Origin of the sequence: Brevibacillus centrosporus (assembly GCF_003710815.1) — a bacterium.
In the GTDB taxonomy this organism is placed as follows: Bacteria; Bacillota; Bacilli; order Brevibacillales; family Brevibacillaceae; genus Brevibacillus; species Brevibacillus centrosporus.
Genome location: NZ_RHHP01000038.1, coordinates 81,897 through 104,083 on the forward strand (window position 1 = coordinate 81,897; position 22,187 = coordinate 104,083).

Consider the following 22,187-nt stretch of genomic DNA (forward strand, 5'->3'; position numbering starts at 1 on the left):
CCATTGAGGTCAAAATCCTTTTGTGATAAAGTATAGGGAATTCAGAAACCAAACCTAAATTTCATACCCAGAGTTTTCTAGGGTTCCGCGGATAGCAAAAGTCCGGCCTGGACCGAGAGAAAACCCACGGCGTGGCCGTGTACACGGAGGGATAAAAGCCCGGGAGAATATCAAGATGGTATTCGACCGCGGCTTTTTTTGCGTGGAAAAAAGCAACGACATTCATTCGTTGCTCCCGCCGGGAAGGGGAATGATACGAAAAAGAGAGGGGAGTTTGTGTGATGAGTAAAAACTGGATGCTCGTGATCGTCGCTGCCGTGTTTGAGGTCGGGTGGGTTGCGGGACTCAAGCATGCGGATAGCGTTTTGGAATGGGCGCTTACAGCGGTTGCGATTCTAGTCAGCTTTGGGGTACTTGTCTACTCGGGGAAAAGGCTGCCGACCAGTACGGTCTACGCCGTGTTCGTCGGGCTAGGGACGGCAGGTACCGTCATCAGTGAAATGGTCGTGTTCGGTGAGCCGTTCAGCTGGGCCAAGATCGGATTGATTGCGCTACTTCTGGTCGGGATTATCGGCCTGAAATTGGTGACGCATGAGCATGATGATCATCCACGAAAGGAAGGGGAAGCTGCATGAGTTGGGTAGCCTTGATATTGGCAGGTTGTTTTGAAGTCGTTGGCGTCATGGGGATTACACAGGTCAACCAAAAGCCTTCCTTGCGTTCCTATCTGGTGCTGGTTGGAGGATTTGCATTGAGCTTTATCCTGCTGTCGTTTGCGATGAAGGAAATCGCGATGGGGACAGCCTATGCTGTATGGACGGGAATCGGTACGGTCGGCAGCGCTTTGGTAGGCATGCTGGTGTACGGTGAGCCAAAAGACAAGCTGCGCATCACTTGCATTGCTCTGGTGATCGTATCTGTCGCAGGGCTTAAACTCATTGCTTAAAATAACAGTGTCATGGTAACTAAGGGGCAGGCAGAAGCATTACGCTTGTCCCACTATCAAATATTTTCCTTTTCAGTAAAAAGCCCCATCTGTGCTCTCCTTGGGAATAGTATAATAAATAAAATGCGCATCACTTACGAGGAGGATACATAGCAGGATGGGCACTCTTTGGGAAACGTTAAAAAAGGGCAACATGTCTTCGGCCACGGCAGCCTTGGGCAATACAGGGCTGGCCATCGTAAAGGGAATGGCAGCTGCCTACAGCGGCAGCGGAGCCATGTTTGCATCTGCCATGCACTCGGTCGCGGATGCGGTGAACCAAGGCTTCGTTTTCTTCGGGAGCGTACTGGCCGAGAAAAAGCCGACACCGCGCTTTCCTACCGGGTTTGGGCGTGTGATCAATCTCTTTTGCATGATCGCGGTGATCGTCGTGACCGTAATGGCGTACGAGACCATTACAGAAGGCTGGCACCTCATCAAAGAACCTGCTCACGCTACGCACTTCTGGATCAACTTTTGGATTTTGCTTCTGGCGATCGTCGTAGATGGCTATGTCTTGGTGAAAGCCATGAAAGAAATCGTACACGAGACTCGTGCGGAGGCGACTGGAATGGCGATCATTCCTGCTGCTTTTCGAAACGTAGGACGCGCTGCACCGCCGACGCGCCTCGTCTTTTACGAAGACATCGTTGCCACTACAGGCGCTCTGCTCGCTCTCATCGCCGTCATCGTCAGTCAGGTCTCTACCATTACCCTTTTCGACGGAATCGCCACCATGCTGATCGGGGTATTGATGATCGGCGTTGCTTTCAAAGTGGGCTACGATAACATGGTAGGTCTGATCGGAGTAGCAGCGCCAAAAGAGGTGGAGGATCGCGTCGCCAAGATCATACTGGCTGATCCAGACGTGACGGACATCAACAAGCTGCGCATCGTTCAGGAAGGTCGCTTCTACCACGTCGAATGCTATGTCGAGCTGCGTTCAGGCTTGATGCTTTCCGTGGCGGACGACATCAAATACCGCATTCGTGACAGCGTGCTCACCGATCCCGATATCAGCGATGTAACGATGGGAATACTCGAGGACAATGGCGTCCGAGACTGGGAGCCGCGAAAAGCGGTCGAGGGAACCTAGAATCAATAGAGATTGTTACTGTACCAAAAAAGCCCCCTTCCAAAGCCATCATGGCTGGAAGGGGGCGTTGCGTTTGTAAGGACTCGGTTAGGAGACAGTCTGCAACTCTTCGGAAGCTTCCGTATTTTGCACAGGCAGCTCCGTGATCAAAACGCGGGTCACACGGTGATTATCCATCTGTTTGACGGTGAACAAGTAATTCTCCCACTCGACAAAAGCACCGACGGCAATCTCTTCTTCCAGCTGGCTGTACAACCAGCCACCGATCGTGTCCACATCCTCGGATTCGAGATCAAACGGGATGTGATCGTTCAGGTCTGCGAGGGTCAGCATACCGGAGACAGACAGTCCGTTTTCCACTTTTTCGATTTCAGGGCGCTCTTCGTCAAACTCGTCTTGGATGTCGCCGACGATTTCTTCCAGGATGTCTTCCATGGTGACCAGACCAGCAGTACCGCCGTATTCATCGATGACGATCGCAAGCTGCGAACGTTTTTTCTGCATGAGGCGCAATACGGTGCTGATTTCCATCGTTTCGGGAACCGTCAATACAGGACGGAGCAGCTTCGCCAAATCGGCATATCCATCTTGGAGAGCGGACAGATAAAAGTCCGTGGCGTGGACAAAGCCGATGATATTGTCTTTGTCCTCGTCTGCTACAGGGAATCGCGTATGACGCTGTGTACGGATGATCTCGAGATTTTCCTCAAACGTATTCGAGGTATACAAGCAAACCATGTCGATACGGGGGATCATCGTCTCCCGTGCCAAGGTTTCAGAGAAATCAAATACGTGTTCCACCAGTGACAGCTCGGTTTGGTCGATATGTCCGCTTTGATGGCTTTGGTTTACGAGAATGCGAATTTCTTCTTCCGTATGTGCGGCTTCATGCTCGGAAATAGGTTCCATACCTAGACGTTTCATGAGCGCGTTGGCTGTCCCGTTCAAGAACCAGATAGCCGGGTAGAGCAATTTATAGAAGAACATTAATGGCGCGGCAACCCACAGCGAAGTTGCTTCTGCTTTCTGAATAGCCAGTGATTTTGGTGCCAGCTCTCCGAGTACGATGTGCAAGAACGTGATAATCGCGAATGCGACACCAAACGAAATGGCAGAAATCGCATAATCCGGAAGTCCTGTAGAGCCCAGGAGTGGTTCCACAATCATGTGGGCAATAGCCGGTTCCCCGACCCAACCAAGACCCAGCGAGGCAAGCGTAATACCTACCTGACAGGCAGACAAGTATCCGTCCAGCTTTTGGGTTACTTTTTGGGCGAAGGCTGCTCGTTTGTTCCCTTCATTGACCATTTGGGTCAGGCGCGTTTGGCGCACCTTCACGAGAGCAAACTCGGCGGCTACGAAAAAGCCGTTCAGAAAAACGAGAAAAACAACAAGCAGTAGGTTGAGCACTATCGGAACGCTATCCAAGTAAAAAGTCATCCTCTCTGGATTTGTATTACGCTACGGGATGAAAGACGCGGCGTCTGCTCACTCCCAAGCGCAGGTTTTGGAATTTGGTCTGAGTGTACACTTCTCATTTTACAGAGAAAAGGAAAGTCCGACAAAGCCGATAAATCTCCGTAGTAGGCGCTACAGCCTTGCTGGTTGTGAAGAGCATCAGTCAGATAACCGTATCGCACGTTTTTGACCTCTTAGAAGGTCATAGATGGTCAAACGTCCGGTTGCTTTTCTCCCGGACGTTTGTAGCTTCCTGGATCACCGGGGCAGCAGGTGCTGCGCATACATGTAGAAGCCGGAAAGAACAGCTGCCAGAGCGAGATAGGCAATCAATACTTTCCATTTCGTGGATGCCGGTGCCGTATAATACGTTGTTAGGCGGTGCATTTGTTCCTCGACTTCTGTCAGACGCTGCATCGCCGTCTGCTCCGCTTCTTTCAAGATCGCAGATGGGGCTGGCCGGAAGGGATCGCTGTCGAGAAACGCAACCGGTTCACGTTCCCATTGTTTAAACAAATCCCACTTCCGATGAGCATAAACCCGATCCAGGCGCAGGCGGTCGCGCTTGAGGCGTTTTTCGTCCTGTAAAAAAGGGATGAGAAAGCCTTTGGGCGGCACTGATCGATCGAGCAAGGCAACTTCTTCTCCAAGCTCGACACGCTTATTCCACGAAGACTCCAGCTGGGGCCATCTCGTGATTTCGTCGAGAAAGGCGAGCAGGCTTCCCCGTTCATACTGCAGCACCTGGTGCTGATAGCTCTCACGCAGCCGGCTCCACCAGGTGATGAGGCCAATGATAAAAATGAAGACCATCAGCGGTCCCGGATTGGCAAATAGCATGGCTCCCAAACCGATCAGACCAATCAGCCAGATCTTGGTCGATAATACAGAGACGATGCGCCCACCATCCAGCGGGGAAATAGGCATCAGGTTGAACAAGTTGAGCAAGGCACCCAGATAAATGACCAAAGCCCAAAACGGATCCTGCGTCCACCAGTAAAGCGGCAGAGCGGGTAAAAAGGCGATCATGCCTGCCAGCGGTCCCCCGTAGGCGAGGTATGCTTCTGTACTCGCATTCCTTGGCGTGTCCTTCATGGAGATGAAAGCACCCGCGAACGGGATGAAGACGGCAGGAGAGGTCGCGATGCCTTTTCGTTTGGCTGCAAGCACATGGCCCATTTCATGGACAAAAATCAGGTACACGAGAGCCGCGGCGAACTTCCAGCCGTAGAAAACGGCATAAAACCACAGACTGACAATCATCGATAGCAGGGTAGTGCCGAATTTGGAAAATTTTAAGATGCCGAGCAGCCATTTTAAGTTGGTAAGCAAAAAGGCGCCGATGGCCAAGAGGACCGAACGGCTTTTTTTCATTCAAGGTCCCTCCCATACGTCATCACAGTCACTGAACTATACGACTATCTCGAAAAAAAGTTTCTGGATGTGTGTGCTTTGAGGTTGGATTCTTCTTACAAGGTGTCAGTCTTCCAGCCGAGGATTGGAAAAGGCAAAGCCGTATTCTCCAAAGGCGGGGTTGTAGGTGAACTGTCCGCCGTCAAAATACCAGAAGTCAGTAGGGCGGATGACGAAGCGCAGTCCCTCGACCTCAAAAACGGCATCGTCTGGCAAGACGGTATCTTTTTCAATAGCGTAGAATAAACCGCCCGTGCCGGGACCGCTCGTCCGAACGTACAAGCGCAGGACGTCTCCCGCTTGAAATTCAGCGTAGCGTTTATAGGCGAGAGCGAAAGCGGGTTCGATATGTAATGGGATACTCATGGGTAAATTCCTCTCCTCTCATTCACGCCATATTGTACCACAAACGAATAGCCCATCCGGCGAAGTCGTTCTCGCCAAATGGGCTTTGCAAATAAAAGGAAGCTTTAGTCTTTGCCCTTGCTCACGTCATGAGTAGGGTGAGAAAAACGAGCTCCTACAAATGGCTTGTCCTCCAGCATCTCTCGATTTTCGTACGAATTCCAGCCAATGTCGTTCGTAGGGTGAACCCATTGATCGCCTGCCATGACAGAAGGATCTGTCTCGGTGCTCCAGTTGTTGATGGGCGATTCCTGCGAATCGTAAAGGCTGTCCCCGATGACGACGCCAAACTCGTTGACGAACGGCTTTTGAATGGAGCGAGTCGAGTTCTTGAAGTCAGGAGCGCTGATTTGATGCGGCAGTGTACCGTCGATAGCGATATCTTTCGTTTCCTTGTTATCCCGCTTGTCCTTGTTCATCTGTAGGACCTCCTTTGAGGCTTTCCTCCTTAAGATGCATCAAGATCATTCCTCTTATACCTGTGCGCCCAGCCCATCTTTGGACTTTTCGCATACGCTATAAAAAGGGGGAGATCCGATGCTTACGAGTGTCGTCATTCCGGTTAGAAATGCAGCCGATCAGCTCCTGTACACCTTGTTCAGTCTGAATTTGCAATTCACGGACTTCGATGAATATGAAGTGATCGTGATCGACAACGCATCCTGTGACGGACTCGCAGATAGGATCGAGCGCTTTCATGCTCACTATCCGTTGCAGATCATCCGTTTTCGCAAAAGAATGCCATACTACTACTTGTTGAATACAGGTCTTGCGAAGGCGAGCGGGGAAGTGGTGATCCTTTTATCCTGCAACATGATCGTTCCGCGTGAGTTCATCGGGGTCCATCAGCAGGCCCACGAGCATGCAGGTGAGCTGGTTCTGCTGGGTCTGGGAACCAGGCGCATTTACTCCGTATACGAACCCGATTTCAGCCCCATCCAGCAGCAGGAGTGCAGGGAATGGCTGGAACAGTATCCACATATCAAGCGTCCGCATACCCACAACGCGACCGTCCCATTGCTGGAGGAGAGCCAGATCGCAGGTGGGCAGCTCTTTCACATCGGATTGCCTTGTCCGGATGCAGAGAGGCGTCAAGCCATTCGGCAAAAATACGGACCGAGGCTGGCCCATCACCGATCGCCTTGGACGCTGTTTCAGACACAGCATGTATCGTCTCTTCGTTCCACCTTCCTGCAGGCAGGGGGATGCAAGGAGCTTGCGCGAATCGAGATGGAACGGGATTTGGCAAAAAGACTGTGGAAAAAAGGCTGCCAATTTCAGTTTGCCGACAAGCTCACACTGATCAAGCAGGAGCGGGCTATCCGTAAAGCAAGGGAACAGAGCCAGACGAGGAAAAACCGCCGGGTCCAGTAGGATCGGCGGTTTTCAGATTGCGGGCAGTCTCAACGGTTTTCTTTTAACCGCTCTTGTGGTTCACTATTAATGGAGCCGTCAGATCGGACAGCTTCAGATTGGGCTTTTGGCCCACGAATTTCAGCGGTTTTCCCAAAGTCCTTTGCCTTGTTTCGCACCATGTCAGGTCCTCCTCTTTTGGTTGAGTGAACAGCGTCTTGACGTAGATAGTATGACCGAAGACGGGCGAATGAATGAGGGGATTAATCCGCGAGTGGAAAGGGTTGGAAGAAGGATGGCGAAGAAACAGCAACGCAAGCCGCAGCGTCCGTCTCAAGAGGCGGCAACGGCAACAGAAGCAAAAAATGGGCTGAATCTGAAAGAGATGCTGAATGCAGATGCCCTTGGCAAATTAAAGCAGCTGGAAAAAGATATGAAGGCAGAAAGTGAACGACAGGCGCAGGAGGCTGCGGAGAAAAAACGCCGCGAGCAGGAAGAGCGTGAAAAGAACAAGAGCTTTGGCGAGCTGCTCGAGGAATACGAGAAAAAGGGCAAAGGAAAGTACAGCTAATGCGCAAGGATCAGCCAAACGACCGCCCGGACACATCGAAGAACGGCATGATGAAAAAACGCGAGCTGACGCTAAAAGATGAGTCCATCAAGCAGCGCGGCCGCGCGGTATTGGGTCGCCTAGGGAAAAAGGACGGGCCAAAAGAGTGATTTTTTTTCTTTCCCTCCCATATAGCTAGGAGGAGGGAAAGGAGGGAGATCATGGGGACAGTCCTGCTCCTGATCAGTCTCCTCTGTGTGGCCGTGGGCACCTGGAAGCTGATCGGCATATACAAGACAGGGAAGGCAGACAGCAAGCCGCTCTGGTGGGTGGTAGCCGTTGCAGGGATCGCCCTGTTCTTTCTTTTAAAGCTGATGACGGATACTTTGCCGACGTAAGCATGCATCTGCGAGCAGTTGCCAACAGATGCATGTTTTTTCAACGTGAAGGAATGGACAAGCCTGTGTGCAAAGGATGGGAGAGCAAACACATGAAATATCGGAAGCTGGGTAAAAACGGACCGGAAATCTCTGTGATCGGCTTTGGCTCATGGGCGATCGGTGGAGGCAACTGGGAGATGTCCTGGGGAGACCAGGATGATCATCAGTCGATGGAGAGCGTTCGCATTGCCTTGGATGCGGGGGTGACCTTTTTTGACACTGCACCGGTCTACGGGTTGGGGCATGCCGAGGAGCTGATCGGAAAAGCGCTGGAGAGCGATCGGGATCAAGTCGTGCTCGCGACCAAATGCGGCTATTTGTGGGACGAAAATCAGCACCTCGTCAAGAACGGTACCTTTGATTCGATCATGCGGGAAGCCGAAGCCTCTCTCCGTCGACTGGGCACAGATACCATCGATTTGTATCAAATGCACTATCCGGATACGGACGCGCATGCTCCTGCGGACGAGACGATGCGGGCGATGGAGCAGCTCGTGAAGGACGGAAAGGTACGCTACATCGGGCTCTGCAATTACACGGTACCGCTGATCGAGCAATCCATGTCGGTCCGTCATGTGGACTCGCTCCAGCCGCCGTACTCTATCCTCGTGCCGCAGGCGGAGAGGGAGCTTTTGCCGTACTGCCTGGAGCAGGGCATCGGCGTCGTCGCTTACAGCCCGCTGGCTTCCGGATTGCTTTCGGGAAAATACACGCACGATACGCGCTTTGCAGACGATGACTGGCGCTCGAAGCACAAGGCGTATACGGGTGAGTCTTTCAAACGCAACATGGATCGGGTGGAGAAACTAAAAAGCATCGCCGCTCGTTTGGATATCACGGTGCCGCAGCTGGCGATCGGGTATGCACTGGCACATCCTGCTTTGACCAGTGCGATTGTAGGGGTACGCAGACCAGAGCATATCACGAGCATCCTGGCCGCTGCTGAGGTAGAGCTGGATGATGCGACGTTGGCAGAAATCCGCGCAGCAGTGGCGAGATAAACGAAAAGAGGCAGTCCGCAGGCCGTTTTGTACCACCTGTGGAAATGCCTCTTTTTCATTCGCTGTTATTCGTAGCGCAGAGCCTCGATCGGATCCAGCTTGGCTGCTTTGTTCGCGGGATACAGATTTGGTCGCAGCTCCGATGTTTACGGGCAGACCCATTGCCTGTTTGGAGCCCATCATATTGAAACCGACGACTCCGACAACCAGTACGGCTGCCACGGAACCGATGATCCACCAGCGTCTTTTCATGATCATTTTCTCCTTGGTTTTTTCCATTTCTGTTATTTCGTTACCCGAAGACTTGTACGGAATCTGTAGAAAAAGGTAACACACGTGACGAAACGTTCATATTTTGGTCACATTTTGCTATGTTTTGGCGGAAAGTACTTTCTGCGGATTTTGCGTGATAAGATAAGGGAGGAAGAACGTTCCTGGGAGGGGAGCCATGAACCAAGCGATCCGATTTGATTACTCCAATGCTCTTGCTTTTGTCAGGCCACATGAATGGGAGCTGCTCGCTCCAGCGATTGGACAAGCGCATGAGATGCTGCACAAAAAGACAGGACCAGGCAGAGATTTTCTCGGGTGGGTGGATCTGCCCGAACAGTATGATCGCGGTGAATACAAGCGGATTCAGAGGGCAGCAACACGTATTCAGTCTGATTCAGATGTGCTTTTGGTGATTGGAATCGGTGGTTCTTATTTGGGGGCAAAGGCGGTACTGGACATTTTGGGACACAGCTTTTACAATCTGCTTCCCAAGGCCAAGCGGCGCGCCCCGGAAATCTATTTTGTCGGGAACAATATTAGTCCCGTCTACATCTCCCATTTACTGGACGTCTTGGATGGCAAAGATGTGTCGATTAACGTTATTTCCAAATCAGGCACGACTACAGAGCCTGCGATCGCGTTTCGCTTGCTTCGCGACTGGCTGGTCAAGAAGTACGGACCGGAGGGGTCGAAGAAGCGCATTTACATCACGACCGATCGGGCCCGTGGTGCGCTCAAAAAACTGGCGGATGAGCAAGGCTACGAAAGCTTTGTCATTCCTGACGACATCGGTGGCAGATATTCGGTACTGACAGCAGTCGGATTGCTTCCCATCGCGGTGAGCGGAGCCAATCTGGATGCACTCATGCAGGGAGCAGCCGATGCCCGTGCACGGTACTTGAAACAGGATTTGGAGGAAAACCCGTGCTATCAATATGCCGCGATCCGCAACGCCCTGTATCGCAAGGGCAAGAACGTGGAGCTGTTGGTCAGCTACGAGCCGCAATTCCGCTATTTCTCTGAATGGTGGAAGCAGCTCTTCGGCGAATCAGAGGGCAAGGATGGGAAAGGGATCTTTCCTGCCTCGGCGGAGTTTTCAACCGATTTGCATTCGATGGGTCAGTACATACAGGATGGCATGCGGACGTTGTTTGAGACCGTCATTTCCGTAAAAACTCCCGCTGTCGATGTGACCGTTCAGGAGGATCCCACTGATGTGGATGGATTGAACTTCCTCTCGGGCAAGCAGATGGGGTTTGTCAATAAAAAGGCTTTCGAAGGAACGGTATTGGCCCATGTAGATGGCGGGGTACCGAATCTTTTGGTGGAAATACCAGAAGCAAACGCCTATCATTTGGGCGGACTGATCTACTTTTTTGAAAAAGCGTGCGGGATCAGCGGCTATTTGCTGGGCGTCAATCCGTTTGATCAGCCAGGGGTGGAGGCTTACAAAGCCAATATGTTTGCCTTGCTGGGCAAGCCTGGCTACGAACGGCAGAAAGCGGAACTGGAGGCTAGATTGAAAGAGAACAAGACGTACTTGACCGTTGCCGAAACAGCTGAATATTTGGAGCTTCCGGTGACGTTCATATTGGAAAAGATCAAGGAAGGGCGGATTCGGGCCGTCCACGATGGCAATGAATACCTGATTAACAAGGATCAGTTCAAGCACCACTTGGAGGAAATGCGCAGATTGCGCGAGTGGGAGGAAGCTGCTCGCCACGAGCCGATCCCTGAGAGCTACGATGTGAAGGACGAGGACTAATCATTCTGTTTTCCTACTTGTCAGATCGGCAAAAAGAGGTCTATACTGGTCAAAGAAAATGACATAACGTGAAAGCAACTTGGGGAGTCCTTCATGCGGGGCTGAGAGGATGGCAGCGACGACCATCGACCCATTGCACCTGATCCGGATCATGCCGGCGCAGGGAAGTGGTTGCGAGCGAACAGCGCTTGGCTTTTTGTCGTATGCGTATGAGCCCACCTTTTCCTGTGAGGGAATCGGTGGGCTTTTTGCCTATGGACAAGAGAGAGGGAGAGAAAAAGATGAGTGATTGTCTGGTAGTCGGCGGAGGAATTATTGGGCTTAGCCTGGCGTATGAGCTGTCTCGGCGGGGGATGTCTGTCTCGCTGGTAGAGCAGGGAGAATGGGGAGGGCAAGCATCCTCGGCAGCAGCGGGCATGCTGGCGCCCTTAAAAGAATTTTCTGCGCCTGGCCCGATGGTGGAGCTTGGGATGGATTCGCTGCGCTTGTATCCGCAGTGGGCGCAGGAACTGGAGGAGCATACGGCTGGCGATGTCCAGCTGAGTCTGGAAGGCCTCGTTACCGTTGCCATGGACGAGGCGGAGAGTGAACAGCTTCGTGCCAAATACTTGTGGCAAAAGGAAGCCGGGTATGATGTTCACTGGATGGGCTGCAAAGAGCTTCTAGAAGTGGAACCGCTTTTGACAGATCGCGTGCAGGCGGGCATTTACTCGCCAGGAGAAGGTCATATCAACAATCGGCTGTTGCTGCGATCCCTCGTGACTGCCTGCAAAATCCAGGGGGTTGCGCTTTTGTCTGGTTGTGTGGTCAAAGGGATCGCTGTAAAAGCGGGTCGTGTGATCGGTGTAGAGACGACCTCGGGACCTATCCGTGCAGATCATACCATCGTTGCCTCTGGTGCGTGGGCAGGGATCATGCTGGAAATGCTCGATTTGACTATTCCGGTGAGACCTGTACGCGGTCAGATCGCAGCCGTATCCTCTGTAGGTATTCCTTTGCGTACTGTGATTTTTGGATCATCGGGATACATTACGCCGAAGAAGGACGGAAAGATCGTCATCGGAGCCACAGAGGACGAAAGCGGTTTTCAGCGGGAAGTTACGCTGGCTGGACTGGCAAGTGTCCTGAACGGCGTCATGCCGTACGTGCCTGCCCTGCACGCGGCAGCGTTTTTGGAGGCATGGGGAGGGCTTCGTCCAGCGACAGCAGACAGCAAGCCTTTGCTCGGACCTGTGCCTGGCTGGGAGGGGCTCTCGCTTGCAGGTGGACACTTCCGAAACGGCATCTTGCTGTCGCCAGTCACCGCGATACGCATGGCCGATTATCTGGAGAGCGGACAGACAGTGGGGCTCGAGCCCCTCCTGCCCAGTCGGTTCCTTTCGTGATCCACTTTAGAGCTGCGTTTCGATAAATTGGGCTAGTCTTGCATGGAAAACGGTACACCTCCCCATGGGCTCTTGTATATGGTAATAAAGAAACACCAGAAGGGGAGGAGTTTCCATGCAGTCTGAGGATGACAAAAACCTTTATCAGGTTGACTTTCAGACAGTCAGCATGATTAAGGATATACGCCATAATGTGCACAACGTAATCAAGGAGCATTTGGAGAAAAAGGTGCGCATTGAAGCGATCGACGGCCAAGTATTCGAAGGCGTGATCGTGGATTTCGATGATCAAAACGTGTATGTCGAAGTGGAGGATCCGGAAGCAGAGATAGATGAGCTGGAGGTAGAAGAGGTAGCAAGCAGGCAGCCATGGGGAGAAGACTTTGTCGGTGGTTATCCAGAGTGGACCTCCTATGGTGGATACGGCGGCGGCTTCAACCCGTACGGTGATGTAAGTCCATTCCATGGTGGGTATCCTCCGTCTCAAGGGTTCGGACCGTTTGGCAGCAGCAGCAATCCCTATGGGCAGATGAATCCCTACGGGCAGATGAATCCCTACGGTCAAATGAATCCTTATGGTCAAATGAATCCCTACGGTCAAATGAATCCGTATGGGCAATTTGGTCCGTTTGGCAGCAGCGCTAATCCGTATGGACAGGTCAGCCCATACGGGAGCAGCAGCAATCCGTACGGGGAAAATGCGCCGCCGTTCAGTCAAGTAAGTCCATACGCTGATCACAACTATCCCACCCAGGTAAGTCCGTTCGGCGGACAAAATCCTTATCTCAATCCCTATTTCTCGCCTTTTCCGCAGCCGATGCCCTGCTACCCAATGATGCCGCCACCTCCACCGCCGCCACCACCACCGCAAGCGGCCGTCATCGTTCCTCCTCCGAGGAGAAGACGCCGTCCTTGCCGAAGCGGCCGCAAGATCATTCCATTGGCACTGTTCACACTGCTTACCATCGCATTGCTCTAACAACCAGCTGAGCAGCAAGTCTATTGCCCGGGTATTTGGGACAATAGGCTTGCTGCTCTTTTTCATGATTACAACTCCTGTCTTTGTCGCACACTACAATCAGAATCTGGAAAGGCAGGGATAAGCGATGAAATCGATTCAAAGCAGCTTGCCGGGAACGAGAGGGACGTTCGGCTTCTTCCGTGAGGCTCTTGGTCCCAACTTTACCCTGGCAAATTGGGATTATGAGCAAGGGTACTTCGATCAAGCGCTGGACGATCAAAATATGGTCTATCTGCGCTTGCCCATCAAAGTGCTTCAGGGAGAGCTCGACAGTGCGGATGCGTGGGTGGAGCTGGGGACTCCCTTTGTTCTCCGGCATGTGTATCAGACAGGTGTAGAACAAGATATCGGTTATTACGAGCCGCTGGCTTCCTCGGCGATGAATCAATTTCAGGAGCCGCTGGACAAGGATGCAAAGGTATCTTCCCGTTGGATCCATCAGGCAGAGGCTATCGTGCGTGAATTGGAGAATCGACTGGCATAGAGGGTGGGCCTGATGGTGGGCCCGCCTTTTCTCTTGTACAAAGGAAGCGTGGATAAGGTTGTTATCAGGAGACGAACAGTCTAGCGCGACCAGACAGGAACACATAATGGAGCGCAGGGATATCGCATTTGCTTGAGAAGACATACATTAGGGTAAGATGAGCCATCGATACACCAGAGTATGGCTGCTGGCAAGAGAGAGGAAATGACGGTAAACGGGAGAGAGGAAAGTATGGCATGGTACCATTCCCTGCAAAGATGGTATTGGAAAATCCGCAAGCCGGTCACCCTGGGCGTGCGCGTAATCGTGACCGATGAACGAGAGGGTGTGCTGTTGATTCGCCACACGTACGTGAAAGGATGGTATTTGCCTGGCGGAGGTGTCGAAAGAGGGGAGTCCTTCTTTGAAGCCGCACGCAGAGAGCTGCAGGAAGAATGCGGTCTCTTGGCGGGGGAAATCAAGCTTTGCCATCTTTTTTATAGCGAACGGGAAGGGAAACGTGATCATATTGCGCTCTTTCATGTTCAGGACGGGCAAATCAATCCGGCTTGGGCGAGGGACGACGGGGAAGTAGCGGATAGGAAGTTTTTCCAATGGGATCAGCTTCCGGATGATCTGTCTCCTGCGACCCTCCGGCGATTGGAAGAATTTCGACAGCAGGCTTTTGAAGAAGATCGCTGGTAGGCCAGAGGGAGTTTCCATGCAACTGGCAATTTCCTGTGGTATAGTGAGGGAAAAGAGAAGCGATTTTTGGCGCTTGCAAGGATAAAAGTGAGGGCAGATCAGCATGAAGATTGCGACTGTACTGCGAAATGACGATTATACGCGAGAAGTAGAACAAGCCTTAAAGGATAAGCTGAGAGCAACGAAAAGTCCCTGTGAGTTCGTGAGCGGTCCTGACGAGCACCCGGATATGGTTCTATCCATTGGGGGAGACGGAACGCTGCTCGAAGCCGTTCATCAATACGGGATCGAACCGGCTTATGTAGGGATACATACAGGCCATCTGGGGTTTTATGCAGACTGGCGTCCTGATGAACTTGATGAGTTTGTGGAAAGACTGGTGCAGCAAGCGGAGCCTGCGATCGTGGAATATCCGATAGTCGAGTGCCGGATCACCATGAGAGACGGGCAGGTTTTTGACAAATGGGCATTGAACGAGCTCGTCCTGCGCAATGCCTCCCTTTCTACGCTGGTCGCATGTGTGTACATCAACGGGGACGAGCTGGAGACATTCCGCGGAGACGGCTTGATCGTGTCATCGCCTTCGGGGAGCACGGCTTACAATAAGGCTGTCGATGGAGCGATTGTGCACCCTTCCATCGAAGCGATTCAGCTGTCGGAGATCGCCTCGATCAACAATCAGGCGTATCGAACCATCAACAGCTCTCTGGTTTTGCCCAAGCATCACGAGGTCGAGCTCATCGTGATGAACCCGGAGATCTTGATTGGCTTGGACCGCGAGCAGGCGATCTGGAAGGACGTTCGCTCCATTGCTTGTCGAGTCGGACAGGAGAAGGTGAAGTTTGCCCGCTTCAAGCGTCTGACCTTTTGGAGTCGCGTACGCAATTCGTTTATTAAAGGATAGAGAGCGTATAAAGGAGAGGGTTTTGTGAAGCAAGTGGGGAAATTGCAAAGCATCTTTCGGCATCCGGTCAAAGCGATGGGGGGAGAACAGCTGACGTCGTGCCAAGTGGACGCTTTTGGCTTGTACGGAGATCGGGGCTATTATTTTCTGGACGAGTCGCGCAACGGAAAATACTTGAGTGCAGATGTCGTACCAGCGATGCTCGGCTATACGGCAACCTTTGTAGGAGAAGCGATGGATCAGCAGTATCCCGAGGTGCAGGTCGCAGCGAAAGACGGAAGCTGGTATGCGTGGGGGGAATCCCTGTTTTCCCACGTGGCTGAAACGGCGAAAAGGGCTGTTCAGCCGGGAAGAAGCACGCCTCAGGAGGGCGGGAGGAACTGGGAGGATCATATCTTGCTTGTGACAGACGCCTCCTTGCGCGAAATTGCCCGGCTGATCGGTGAACAACAGATTGATCCCAGACGCTTTCGAGGAAATCTCGTGATCGTATTGGACGAAGACGAGCCGTTTACTGAGGATGGTTGGATCGGCAAACAGATTAAAATCAATGACGTCACGCTGCAGGTCAACCGACATTGCGAGCGATGCATGTACGTCAATATTGATCCGGACACGCTGGAAATAAACCCGGCCGTTTTGAAAACGTGTGTGAAGCGGCACGACAATCATTTTGGCGTGTACGCTTCGGTGATTACTCCTGGAAAGCTGGCAGAAGGGGACACCGTGTTTGTATCCGAGTAGGGCGGCAGCATTCCTTTAGCAGGTGCTGCACATGGAGGAAGAGATGAAGACAAGTCCATTGCAAAGAGTCGAGCATTTCGTGCAGCAGTTTGATCCCGCACTGGTACCTCTGATTTTTCCAGAGCCGATGAAAACGTCAGAAGCGGCAGCGGATGCCCTGGGGGTGGAGGTCGGTCAGATCGCCAAGTCCATTCTGTTTCGCGCTCAGGATCAGTACGCCATGATTGTCGCTGCTGGTGACGTGCGCATTCACGCCAAGCAGATCAAGGCTGTTTTTCAAGGGGCAAAAGGGAAGATGGCTTCCCCGGACGAGGTGGAGGCTGTGACTGGCTTTTAGGTCGGGGCGGTCTGCCCGTTTGCCCTGCTTCAGGAGGTTCCAATTTTTGTAGATGCTTCTCTGCAGCGCTTTGATGTCGTGTACACAGCGGCAGGAATTGCGGAATCGCTTTTGGCGGTTACCTATGAGCAGCTGCTGGCCCTTACGAAGGCCCAGGTAATTGATGCTGCTTCGGCCGAGTAAACAACGAAAATCCGTCCTGCGATGATGCGGACGGATTTTTCTATTCTACGAGATTTGCCGTTCACTCACCATCCATTCGTAATAATGGACGTCATGCCATTCCCCGAATTTATAGCCCACCTCTCGAAGCGTCCCAACCAGATGAAAGCCGAATTTTTCATGAAGCTTGACACTGGCAGCATTTCCCGCCGTAATCCCGCTGATGACCGCATGGTAGCCAAGCTCTCGCGTGCGCTGCTGGATTTCTGCCATCAAAGAGGAGCCGATGTGCTTCCCGCGCTGATTTTCGGCAATGTAAATCGAAAGCTCTGCCGTGCCTGCATAAGCAGGTTTTTCGCGAAAAGCGGAGAGGCAGCAATACCCGACGACCTCGCCTTCTTCTTCCGCCACGATCAGCGGGTAGCGTTCTCCGTGTTTGCGAAACCAGACCTCGCGCTGTGTGAGACTCTGTTCCTCCAGATCAAAGGTGGCTACGAGCGTTTTCACGGCTTGGTTGTAGATCTGGAGCATGGCAGGCAAATCATTAATATATGCATCGCGAATGTGAATCATGGGAATCCCTCGTTTGTCATTCGTTGTAAAAGAATAAGCTGGGCAAGGCTAGCGCAGGGCTTCGTAAACCTGCCGCAGATTGGTATATCCGGCCTCCTGAGCCTTGAGCAAGTATTTTCCCCAGAGCGTACCGGCTGCCACGGCATCGCAATAGGCATGGTGCCGTCGCGAGATAGGGATGTCATGCTGGGCGCAAAGGGCATCCAACGAGCCATTGCCGATCGGTTTGCTGAGCAAGCGGATCAGCAGCATCGTATCCAGCATCCGGTGTGTCAGGGGACGCCGACTCGTCTTCCACAGGCCAGCCCGAAAAAATTCGCGCTCGTGACGGGAGTGGTGAGCGACGAGTGGACGATCGCCAACAAATTGAAAGAAGCGGGACATGGCTTGCAAGAGATCGGGAGCATCCTCAACCATTTCATCTGAGATCCCGGTTAGAGAGCATACGTGAGGTGGAATCCTGCGCCCTGGATTGACCATGGTGTAAAAAGAATCTCCCAGAAGCAGCCTGTCGCCTTTCATCGCTACCGCACCGATCGAGATGATTGCATCCCCGTGATCCGGATAAAAGCCTGTCGTCTCCAAGTCGACAACGACCACCTCCAGATTATCCAGGGGGATGTCTGCGCCTGAATCGGCCTGCTGTCGCTGTTTGCCCAGGGAGCGTAAATAAGCGAGATGCTGCTTGTCGCCGTCGTTGTGTCCGATGTTCCACTCACCTTGTATGCCTGCTGTATCGCGGTTTATATGCCATAAGCGTCCAAACAGATCCCATTTTGCCAAAAATGTTCCCTCCTACCCTCTGAAGACGGAAGGGAGCTTTGCTGTCATTCGCTGCAGACGGATGGCAAGCTTCATGGCAGTCCGCGCCATCGTCGTGGTATCGGCTGACAGTTCCCCGAGTTTAATGTAGCTGTTGCTGGCGTATTGTCCGTCCTCCCAATGGAGCGGAGCGACGAGACGCAGTCCCAGCAGCTGCCGGAAATGATATTCCACGTCATCGCAAAAGCTTTTCTCCCAAATTCCCTTTTCGCGCAGCAGAGCCAGACGCTCAAGTGATGAGCTGCAGAAAATGCCGTTGAAAAGGGCGTAATGGCGGATGCAGTTGACGATGGGGAGGTAAATGCCGTACTTCAAATTGATTGCGCCGCGGAATCGGCCATTGACCTCGGGCAGGATTCGTCCGAATAGCCCGAGTGGAACCCGATAGTGCAGGGTGTTGCTCACGAGACGGCTCATCAGAAAAGCGTTGTTTGTAAGCATCTGGCGGAAGCGATCGAGAACGGGCTGGAAAATAGCTGATTCGCCCCATAGTACGCGGGCGTCGCTCGCGAGGAGCAAATAACGGGCATTTTCCCAGATGGGGTGGGTGGCCCACGTTTCCAGTCGCTCGATCCATTGTTCTACGCTTCCACGCCATTTTTGTGACACGCAAGTCACGTTTCCCTGACATGGAGGATAGCCTGCTTCCTCCAGTCCTTGTACGATCGTCGCTCCCAACAGATGAAAATAGCTGTGCACTTTCTCTCTGCCGGCAGCATCCAGATGATCAGGGAGCTGGTAGACGAGCCCGTTGTCCTGATCGCTGATGAGTGCCTGCTCATAACGTCCCCCGCTGCCGAACGAAAGAAAGGCAAAAGGGACGGGAGGTGTCCCCACGCCCCGTTTTGCCAGTTCATTGACGGACAGCAGTATGCTCTGACGGATGATGTTGTCATGAATCAGATTGACGACGATGGTATACGGTGCCAGCTCGCCAGCCCGAGTCAAGTCTCGCAGGGGATCCGCATCCAGCAATTCCTGACGAATCAGGGATAGCTCCTGAAACGACTCTGCCTTGCTGATTCTCTCCAATTGCTCAGGTGAGAGTGTGAGAGGCACTTGTTTTGGCGGTTGCAGTGGGGTGTACGCGTTCAGGTTGGAGAAGTTCGGGATAACCGTATCCCCCGTGTTCGCTAAGGTCAAGACCAACCACCTCTTCTTCTTCGGTTACGCGAAGACCGATTGTTGCTTTCAAAACAGACAGAATGATATAAGAGATAACGAATACGTAGGCAATCGCGCCAGCCAGACCGAGCGCCTGCACACCGAGCTGGTGGAAGCCGCCGCCGTAGAACAGACCAGCGCCGCCCACGCCGACTTTTTCTGCGAGCTCAGGTGTGGCGAACAGGCCTGTAGACAAAGTCCCCCAGATCCCGGCGACTCCGTGTACGGAGAAGGCGAAGATCGGGTCGTCAATGCCGATTCGGTCAAACCAGATGGATGTGTAGAATGTCAGAATACCCGACACGGCACCGATCAGGACAGCCGCCCAAGGATCGACAAACGCGCAAGAAGCGGTAATCGCAACGAGGGCAGCCAGTACGCCGTTCAGCATGCTTGGAATATCTGCTTTCCCCATGACAATCCAGGAAATTGCCAAAGCTGCGACTGCTCCTGCTGCGGTAGCGAGGTTGGTCGTCATGGCGATATAGCCGAAAAATCCGGACGTGCTGCCGAGCGTGGAGCCGGCATTGAAGCCGAACCAGCCGATCCACAGGAAAAGAACGCCGAGGACAGAATACACTTGGTTGTGACCAGGAATCAGATTGGAGCTGCCGTCGCGGTTGTATTTACCGAGACGCGGCTTCAAAAGAATCGTAGCGACCAAAGCGACGATCGCGCCTTGCAAGTGGACGACTGTGGAACCGGCGAAATCTTGCATGCCGAGCTGAGCCAGCCAGCCGCCGCCCCATACCCAGTGACCGACTACAGGATAGATAAGGACAGTAAACAACACGCTGAAGATGAAGTAGATCGACAGCTTGGCACGCTCAGCGAAGCCGCCCCAGGCGATCGCGAGTGATACCGCGCAAAAAGCTAGCTGGAACAAGAAGAGAATCGAAATCGGAACGGTTGCTGCAGAAAAAGCAGAGAAAGAGTCCGTGGAGTTTCCATCAAAGAAGAATCCGGATAGGCCGAGAAATGAGTTGCCGTCTCCGAAGGTCAGGCCGAAGCCAAGGGCCCAAAATGCGATTGAGCAGATACCGAAAGTAAGGACAGTCTTGCCGGCGACATGACCAGCGTTTTTCATGCGAGTCGATCCAGCCTCTAAGAGTGCAAAGCCAACTTGCATGAGGATGACCAGAATCGCGGATACCATGACCCACGTGGCATCAATGGCAGAAGAGAGTTGCGCTAGAGTCGGTTCCATTCAATCCACTCCTTTTTGGTGTTAGGTTATCTAACACTTCGTTTATTTATGTCAGATTATATGACATGAAAAGTTGCAATGCAATTCTTTTTTGAAAAAATAATGAAAACACCAATCCTTCAGACTAAGCGCCGAAAGATTGGTGTTTTTTTGCGTTTTTATGCTTTTCTACATACAGGCCAATGGCTGTGAGAACCGCTAAGAACAAGCCGCTGATCAAGAACAGCTGCTGTACGGGCAGCTTCCCAAGCCAGACTGCCCCTAAAATACTGGATAGCATGCCAAAGAAAGTAAAGAGCAGCATATTGATCGCGTAAACTTTTCCTACATTGGTTTTTGAGGCTTTGATCTGAATGGCAGTTACAGTAGGAATTCCGATGAGCGGTCCTCCTATGCCTGCCAGTGCAGCGCCGAGAAAGGCAATCCAATGCAGGGAGATGCCGCCTGTCAGCAGCAGGAATCCCCCTGCCTGCATCATCCAGCCCATAAGAATCACAAACAGATGACGGGTGTAGTAAGCACGCGACATATACAGGCTGCCAAGCAGATTGCCGACTCCGTAAAAGCCCATCAGCATGGCAAGGGTGCTGCCATCCCCCTGATTCATTCGCTCGGCGAGGAAAGGAAAGCCGACATTGTACGTGACGAGCCAGATGAGGTAGCCGATATTCCCAAAGAGCAGGACCAGAAACAGCGGCTGGTTTTGCCGAAGCTCAGAAACACCTGTAGAAATGTCCTGCCTGTACTGCTGGATGGTCAGTTTGCTTGTGTGATCCACCTGCCTGGAGCGAGGGGAATATTGGATGGCAAAAACGAAAAAGACCGAAACCAGGTAGCTTCCCGCATTGACGAAAAACAAGGTAGACAGCGGAACTGCCGATGCGAGCAAGCCAATCGTCATGGGTGCCAAAATCCGGATGGTACGGAACGTGGTGTCCAGAATTCCGTTGGCCCGACTCAGAGACTCGAGCGGGATGATGTTGGTCAGCGCCACGGTTCGTGCCGGCTGAAATACGCTTGAGAACACACCGAGCAAGAATTGAGCAGCTAAAAAGAATGCGAAGTTTTCTATGCAGTAAGCGGCCATCACACCGACGCCAATCACGACAGCTACGCGGGCGATGTCTGCTCCGACCATGAGCAGGCGAGGACTAAAACGATCCGCAAGCACGCCTCCGACCAAGTAAAACAGCAGCCCTGCAACCATTTCCGGGATGGCGAGGAGACTGAGGGCTGATCCCGATTTGGTCGCCTGCAGTAAATACCAGAGCAAAGCAAAGCTATAGCACTGGTCCCCGATATTGGCGGTCAGCTGTGCCAGCCAGAGCTTCAGGAACGAGCGGTTCTTCCATAATGAAGCTTCCACTTGAAATCTCCTTTATCCGGTCAAATATTCGGAAAAATATTTTTTAATTAGCGTAGCAAGGCGATGAGGGAATGTAAAGGGATTCAAGCGAAAAGAGCCAGACCCATAAGAAAACCTCTATCGTGGCCTTCTCAAGGAGGAGAGACCGCGTTTTAGCGGAAAGTTTTACCGAAGTGATGCCGGTAGCTGACGCTGAGGCACTTCGTCATGCGCTCCAGAATTCATAAGCATTACGCTTATAAATTCTTACACGTTAAAAAAGAAGCCGACGGGCGGCTTCTTTTTTCGCGCAGTAAGAATGGTATCCGATTCCTATCCAGGATACGGGCAGCATAGCGAAACTTCGAACAAAGTGAGAAAGCAAGACTTGTGCCCTTTGGATACGAAGGCTCCGCCAAAAGGCTTTTAGCGGGAGGTTGTCTGATTTTGCTGCTGATGCTGCGAAGAAGATCCCTGGTTGTTTTCTGTATGCGTATCATCGGCAACAGTACTGCTGGTCAATCCGGTTACCGCCAGTCCTTTTTGATTGAGATTTTTTGCGCTTTTAAATTTGCCCATGTGGATCGCTCCTTTGTGATGGATCTCCCCTTTACCA

The 22,187-nt window shown here is 52.4% G+C and carries 26 protein-coding genes, 2 pseudogenes and 2 riboswitches; of the genes and pseudogenes, 17 read left to right on the forward strand and 11 right to left on the reverse strand.

The window, feature by feature from the left end; genetic code table 11:
* Positions 1-66: 66 nt before the first annotated feature.
* Positions 67-168: riboswitch (guanidine-I (ykkC/yxkD leader) on the forward strand.
* Positions 169-281: 113 nt separating this feature from the next.
* The 3 genes from EDM55_RS24830 (at position 282) to EDM55_RS24840 (ending at position 2,081) form a co-directional block, all read left to right on the forward strand.
* Positions 282-635 carry a DMT family transporter gene (locus EDM55_RS24830; RefSeq protein ID WP_092267132.1) on the forward strand — a complete coding sequence of 118 codons (354 nt, stop codon included), beginning with the start codon at positions 282-284 and terminating at the stop codon, positions 633-635.
* On the forward strand, positions 632-946 hold the full coding sequence (locus tag EDM55_RS24835; protein ID WP_092267131.1) for a DMT family transporter: 315 nt from the start codon (positions 632-634) through the stop codon (positions 944-946). The genes EDM55_RS24830 and EDM55_RS24835 overlap by 4 nt, the downstream gene beginning before the upstream one ends.
* Positions 947-1,103: 157 nt before the next feature.
* The gene (locus EDM55_RS24840; RefSeq protein ID WP_092267130.1) at positions 1,104-2,081 is read left to right on the forward strand and encodes a cation diffusion facilitator family transporter; all 978 of its coding nucleotides are present in this window, start codon (positions 1,104-1,106) and stop codon (positions 2,079-2,081) included.
* Between the two features lie 87 nt (positions 2,082-2,168).
* On the opposite strand, the gene EDM55_RS24845 is transcribed toward EDM55_RS24840, so the two are convergent.
* From EDM55_RS24845 to EDM55_RS24860, 4 genes are all read right to left on the reverse strand, one after another.
* Entirely contained in the window at positions 2,169-3,509 is a 1,341-nt protein-coding gene (locus EDM55_RS24845) for a hemolysin family protein (RefSeq protein WP_092267129.1), read from the reverse strand.
* Between the two features lie 288 nt (positions 3,510-3,797).
* Entirely contained in the window at positions 3,798-4,913 is a 1,116-nt protein-coding gene (locus tag EDM55_RS24850; RefSeq protein ID WP_122961629.1) for a site-2 protease family protein, read from the reverse strand.
* Between the two features lie 105 nt (positions 4,914-5,018).
* A complete protein-coding gene (locus EDM55_RS24855) occupies positions 5,019-5,318 on the reverse strand; it encodes an iron-sulfur cluster biosynthesis family protein (RefSeq protein WP_122961630.1) in 300 nt (99 codons plus the stop codon).
* Between the two features lie 104 nt (positions 5,319-5,422).
* Entirely contained in the window at positions 5,423-5,776 is a 354-nt protein-coding gene (locus tag EDM55_RS24860; RefSeq protein WP_092267126.1) for a DUF3905 domain-containing protein, read from the reverse strand.
* Between the two features lie 118 nt (positions 5,777-5,894).
* On the opposite strand from EDM55_RS24860, the gene EDM55_RS24865 reads away from it, so the two are divergent.
* Complete coding sequence (locus tag EDM55_RS24865) at positions 5,895-6,731, forward strand: glycosyltransferase family 2 protein (protein WP_122961631.1); 837 nt, start codon at positions 5,895-5,897, stop codon at positions 6,729-6,731.
* A gap of 29 nt (positions 6,732-6,760) precedes the next feature.
* Here the strand turns inward: EDM55_RS24865 and sspK are convergent, their stop codons facing one another.
* On the reverse strand, positions 6,761-6,892 hold the full coding sequence (sspK, locus tag EDM55_RS24870; RefSeq protein ID WP_003391014.1) for a small acid-soluble spore protein K: 132 nt from the start codon (positions 6,890-6,892) through the stop codon (positions 6,761-6,763).
* Positions 6,893-7,005: 113 nt separating this feature from the next.
* On the opposite strand from sspK, the gene EDM55_RS24875 reads away from it, so the two are divergent.
* From EDM55_RS24875 to EDM55_RS24925, 13 genes and pseudogenes are all read left to right on the forward strand, one after another.
* The gene (locus EDM55_RS24875) at positions 7,006-7,281 is read left to right on the forward strand and encodes a YqkE family protein (RefSeq protein ID WP_122925019.1); all 276 of its coding nucleotides are present in this window, start codon (positions 7,006-7,008) and stop codon (positions 7,279-7,281) included.
* On the forward strand, positions 7,281-7,430 hold the full coding sequence (locus tag EDM55_RS30450; RefSeq protein WP_170184323.1) for a hypothetical protein: 150 nt from the start codon (positions 7,281-7,283) through the stop codon (positions 7,428-7,430). Before EDM55_RS24875 ends, EDM55_RS30450 begins: the two co-directional genes overlap by 1 nt.
* Before the next feature lie 51 nt (positions 7,431-7,481).
* A complete protein-coding gene (locus EDM55_RS30455; RefSeq protein WP_170184322.1) occupies positions 7,482-7,658 on the forward strand; it encodes a hypothetical protein in 177 nt (58 codons plus the stop codon).
* A gap of 92 nt (positions 7,659-7,750) precedes the next feature.
* Positions 7,751-8,701 carry an aldo/keto reductase gene (locus EDM55_RS24880; protein WP_170184321.1) on the forward strand — a complete coding sequence of 317 codons (951 nt, stop codon included), beginning with the start codon at positions 7,751-7,753 and terminating at the stop codon, positions 8,699-8,701.
* Between the two features lie 448 nt (positions 8,702-9,149).
* A pseudogene (locus EDM55_RS24890) lies at positions 9,150-10,499 on the forward strand (glucose-6-phosphate isomerase); the annotation flags it as partial.
* Between the two features lie 15 nt (positions 10,500-10,514).
* Positions 10,515-10,739 (forward strand): excisionase family DNA-binding protein, encoded by a 225-nt coding sequence (locus EDM55_RS31335; protein WP_311133303.1) that lies wholly within the window; start codon positions 10,515-10,517, stop codon positions 10,737-10,739.
* A 70-nt stretch (positions 10,740-10,809) separates the two neighbouring features.
* A riboswitch (TPP riboswitch) is annotated at positions 10,810-10,922 on the forward strand.
* 98 nt (positions 10,923-11,020) lie between these two features.
* Positions 11,021-12,124 (forward strand): glycine oxidase ThiO, encoded by a 1,104-nt coding sequence (thiO, locus tag EDM55_RS24895; RefSeq protein WP_122961633.1) that lies wholly within the window; start codon positions 11,021-11,023, stop codon positions 12,122-12,124.
* 115 nt (positions 12,125-12,239) lie between these two features.
* Positions 12,240-13,103, forward strand: a complete 864-nt coding sequence (locus EDM55_RS24900; RefSeq protein ID WP_122961634.1) for an LSm family protein — start codon at positions 12,240-12,242, stop codon at positions 13,101-13,103.
* Between the two features lie 127 nt (positions 13,104-13,230).
* Positions 13,231-13,629, forward strand: a complete 399-nt coding sequence (locus tag EDM55_RS24905) for a YugN family protein (RefSeq protein WP_122961635.1) — start codon at positions 13,231-13,233, stop codon at positions 13,627-13,629.
* Positions 13,630-13,860: 231 nt separating this feature from the next.
* The gene (locus tag EDM55_RS24910; RefSeq protein WP_122961636.1) at positions 13,861-14,313 is read left to right on the forward strand and encodes an NUDIX domain-containing protein; all 453 of its coding nucleotides are present in this window, start codon (positions 13,861-13,863) and stop codon (positions 14,311-14,313) included.
* Positions 14,314-14,416: 103 nt separating this feature from the next.
* On the forward strand, positions 14,417-15,217 hold the full coding sequence (locus EDM55_RS24915) for an NAD kinase (protein ID WP_122961637.1): 801 nt from the start codon (positions 14,417-14,419) through the stop codon (positions 15,215-15,217).
* Positions 15,218-15,241: 24 nt separating this feature from the next.
* A complete protein-coding gene (locus EDM55_RS24920) occupies positions 15,242-15,961 on the forward strand; it encodes an MOSC domain-containing protein (protein ID WP_092267116.1) in 720 nt (239 codons plus the stop codon).
* Between the two features lie 127 nt (positions 15,962-16,088).
* Positions 16,089-16,481 (forward strand): annotated as a pseudogene (locus EDM55_RS24925) (YbaK/EbsC family protein).
* 45 nt (positions 16,482-16,526) lie between these two features.
* Here the strand turns inward: EDM55_RS24925 and EDM55_RS24930 are convergent.
* The 6 genes from EDM55_RS24930 to EDM55_RS30460 form a co-directional block, all read right to left on the reverse strand.
* Entirely contained in the window at positions 16,527-17,033 is a 507-nt protein-coding gene (locus EDM55_RS24930; protein WP_092267115.1) for a GNAT family N-acetyltransferase, read from the reverse strand.
* A 48-nt stretch (positions 17,034-17,081) separates the two neighbouring features.
* Positions 17,082-17,816: an exonuclease domain-containing protein gene (locus EDM55_RS24935; RefSeq protein ID WP_122961638.1), complete on the reverse strand. Its 735-nt coding sequence runs from the start codon at positions 17,814-17,816 to the stop codon at positions 17,082-17,084.
* Positions 17,817-17,828: 12 nt separating this feature from the next.
* Positions 17,829-18,998, reverse strand: a complete 1,170-nt coding sequence (locus EDM55_RS24940; protein WP_122961639.1) for a DUF294 nucleotidyltransferase-like domain-containing protein — start codon at positions 18,996-18,998, stop codon at positions 17,829-17,831.
* The gene (locus EDM55_RS24945; RefSeq protein ID WP_092267112.1) at positions 18,892-20,226 is read right to left on the reverse strand and encodes an ammonium transporter; all 1,335 of its coding nucleotides are present in this window, start codon (positions 20,224-20,226) and stop codon (positions 18,892-18,894) included. Before EDM55_RS24945 ends, EDM55_RS24940 begins: the two co-directional genes overlap by 107 nt.
* Positions 20,227-20,350: 124 nt before the next feature.
* A complete protein-coding gene (locus EDM55_RS24950; protein ID WP_122961640.1) occupies positions 20,351-21,592 on the reverse strand; it encodes an MFS transporter in 1,242 nt (413 codons plus the stop codon).
* A 405-nt stretch (positions 21,593-21,997) separates the two neighbouring features.
* Positions 21,998-22,150, reverse strand: a complete 153-nt coding sequence (locus EDM55_RS30460; protein WP_170184320.1) for a hypothetical protein — start codon at positions 22,148-22,150, stop codon at positions 21,998-22,000.
* Positions 22,151-22,187 lie beyond the last annotated feature (37 nt).

Coding starts and splice junctions, on each gene's coding strand:
- EDM55_RS24915 (WP_122961637.1), top strand. CDS start 14,417: ATGAAGATTGCGACTGTACTGCGAAATGACGATTATACGCGAGAAGTA.
- EDM55_RS24860 (WP_092267126.1), bottom strand. CDS start 5,776: ATGAACAAGGACAAGCGGGATAACAAGGAAACGAAAGATATCGCTATC.
- EDM55_RS24930 (WP_092267115.1), bottom strand. CDS start 17,033: ATGATTCACATTCGCGATGCATATATTAATGATTTGCCTGCCATGCTC.
- EDM55_RS24905 (WP_122961635.1), top strand. CDS start 13,231: ATGAAATCGATTCAAAGCAGCTTGCCGGGAACGAGAGGGACGTTCGGC.
- EDM55_RS24855 (WP_122961630.1), bottom strand. CDS start 5,318: ATGAGTATCCCATTACATATCGAACCCGCTTTCGCTCTCGCCTATAAA.
- sspK (WP_003391014.1), bottom strand. CDS start 6,892: ATGGTGCGAAACAAGGCAAAGGACTTTGGGAAAACCGCTGAAATTCGT.
- EDM55_RS24910 (WP_122961636.1), top strand. CDS start 13,861: ATGGCATGGTACCATTCCCTGCAAAGATGGTATTGGAAAATCCGCAAG.
- EDM55_RS24830 (WP_092267132.1), top strand. CDS start 282: ATGAGTAAAAACTGGATGCTCGTGATCGTCGCTGCCGTGTTTGAGGTC.
- EDM55_RS24850 (WP_122961629.1), bottom strand. CDS start 4,913: ATGAAAAAAAGCCGTTCGGTCCTCTTGGCCATCGGCGCCTTTTTGCTT.
- EDM55_RS24840 (WP_092267130.1), top strand. CDS start 1,104: ATGGGCACTCTTTGGGAAACGTTAAAAAAGGGCAACATGTCTTCGGCC.
- EDM55_RS24880 (WP_170184321.1), top strand. CDS start 7,751: ATGAAATATCGGAAGCTGGGTAAAAACGGACCGGAAATCTCTGTGATC.
- EDM55_RS24900 (WP_122961634.1), top strand. CDS start 12,240: ATGCAGTCTGAGGATGACAAAAACCTTTATCAGGTTGACTTTCAGACA.
- EDM55_RS24945 (WP_092267112.1), bottom strand. CDS start 20,226: ATGGAACCGACTCTAGCGCAACTCTCTTCTGCCATTGATGCCACGTGG.
- EDM55_RS30450 (WP_170184323.1), top strand. CDS start 7,281: ATGCGCAAGGATCAGCCAAACGACCGCCCGGACACATCGAAGAACGGC.
- EDM55_RS30455 (WP_170184322.1), top strand. CDS start 7,482: ATGGGGACAGTCCTGCTCCTGATCAGTCTCCTCTGTGTGGCCGTGGGC.
- EDM55_RS24865 (WP_122961631.1), top strand. CDS start 5,895: ATGCTTACGAGTGTCGTCATTCCGGTTAGAAATGCAGCCGATCAGCTC.
- EDM55_RS24835 (WP_092267131.1), top strand. CDS start 632: ATGAGTTGGGTAGCCTTGATATTGGCAGGTTGTTTTGAAGTCGTTGGC.
- thiO (WP_122961633.1), top strand. CDS start 11,021: ATGAGTGATTGTCTGGTAGTCGGCGGAGGAATTATTGGGCTTAGCCTG.
- EDM55_RS30460 (WP_170184320.1), bottom strand. CDS start 22,150: ATGGGCAAATTTAAAAGCGCAAAAAATCTCAATCAAAAAGGACTGGCG.
- EDM55_RS24875 (WP_122925019.1), top strand. CDS start 7,006: ATGGCGAAGAAACAGCAACGCAAGCCGCAGCGTCCGTCTCAAGAGGCG.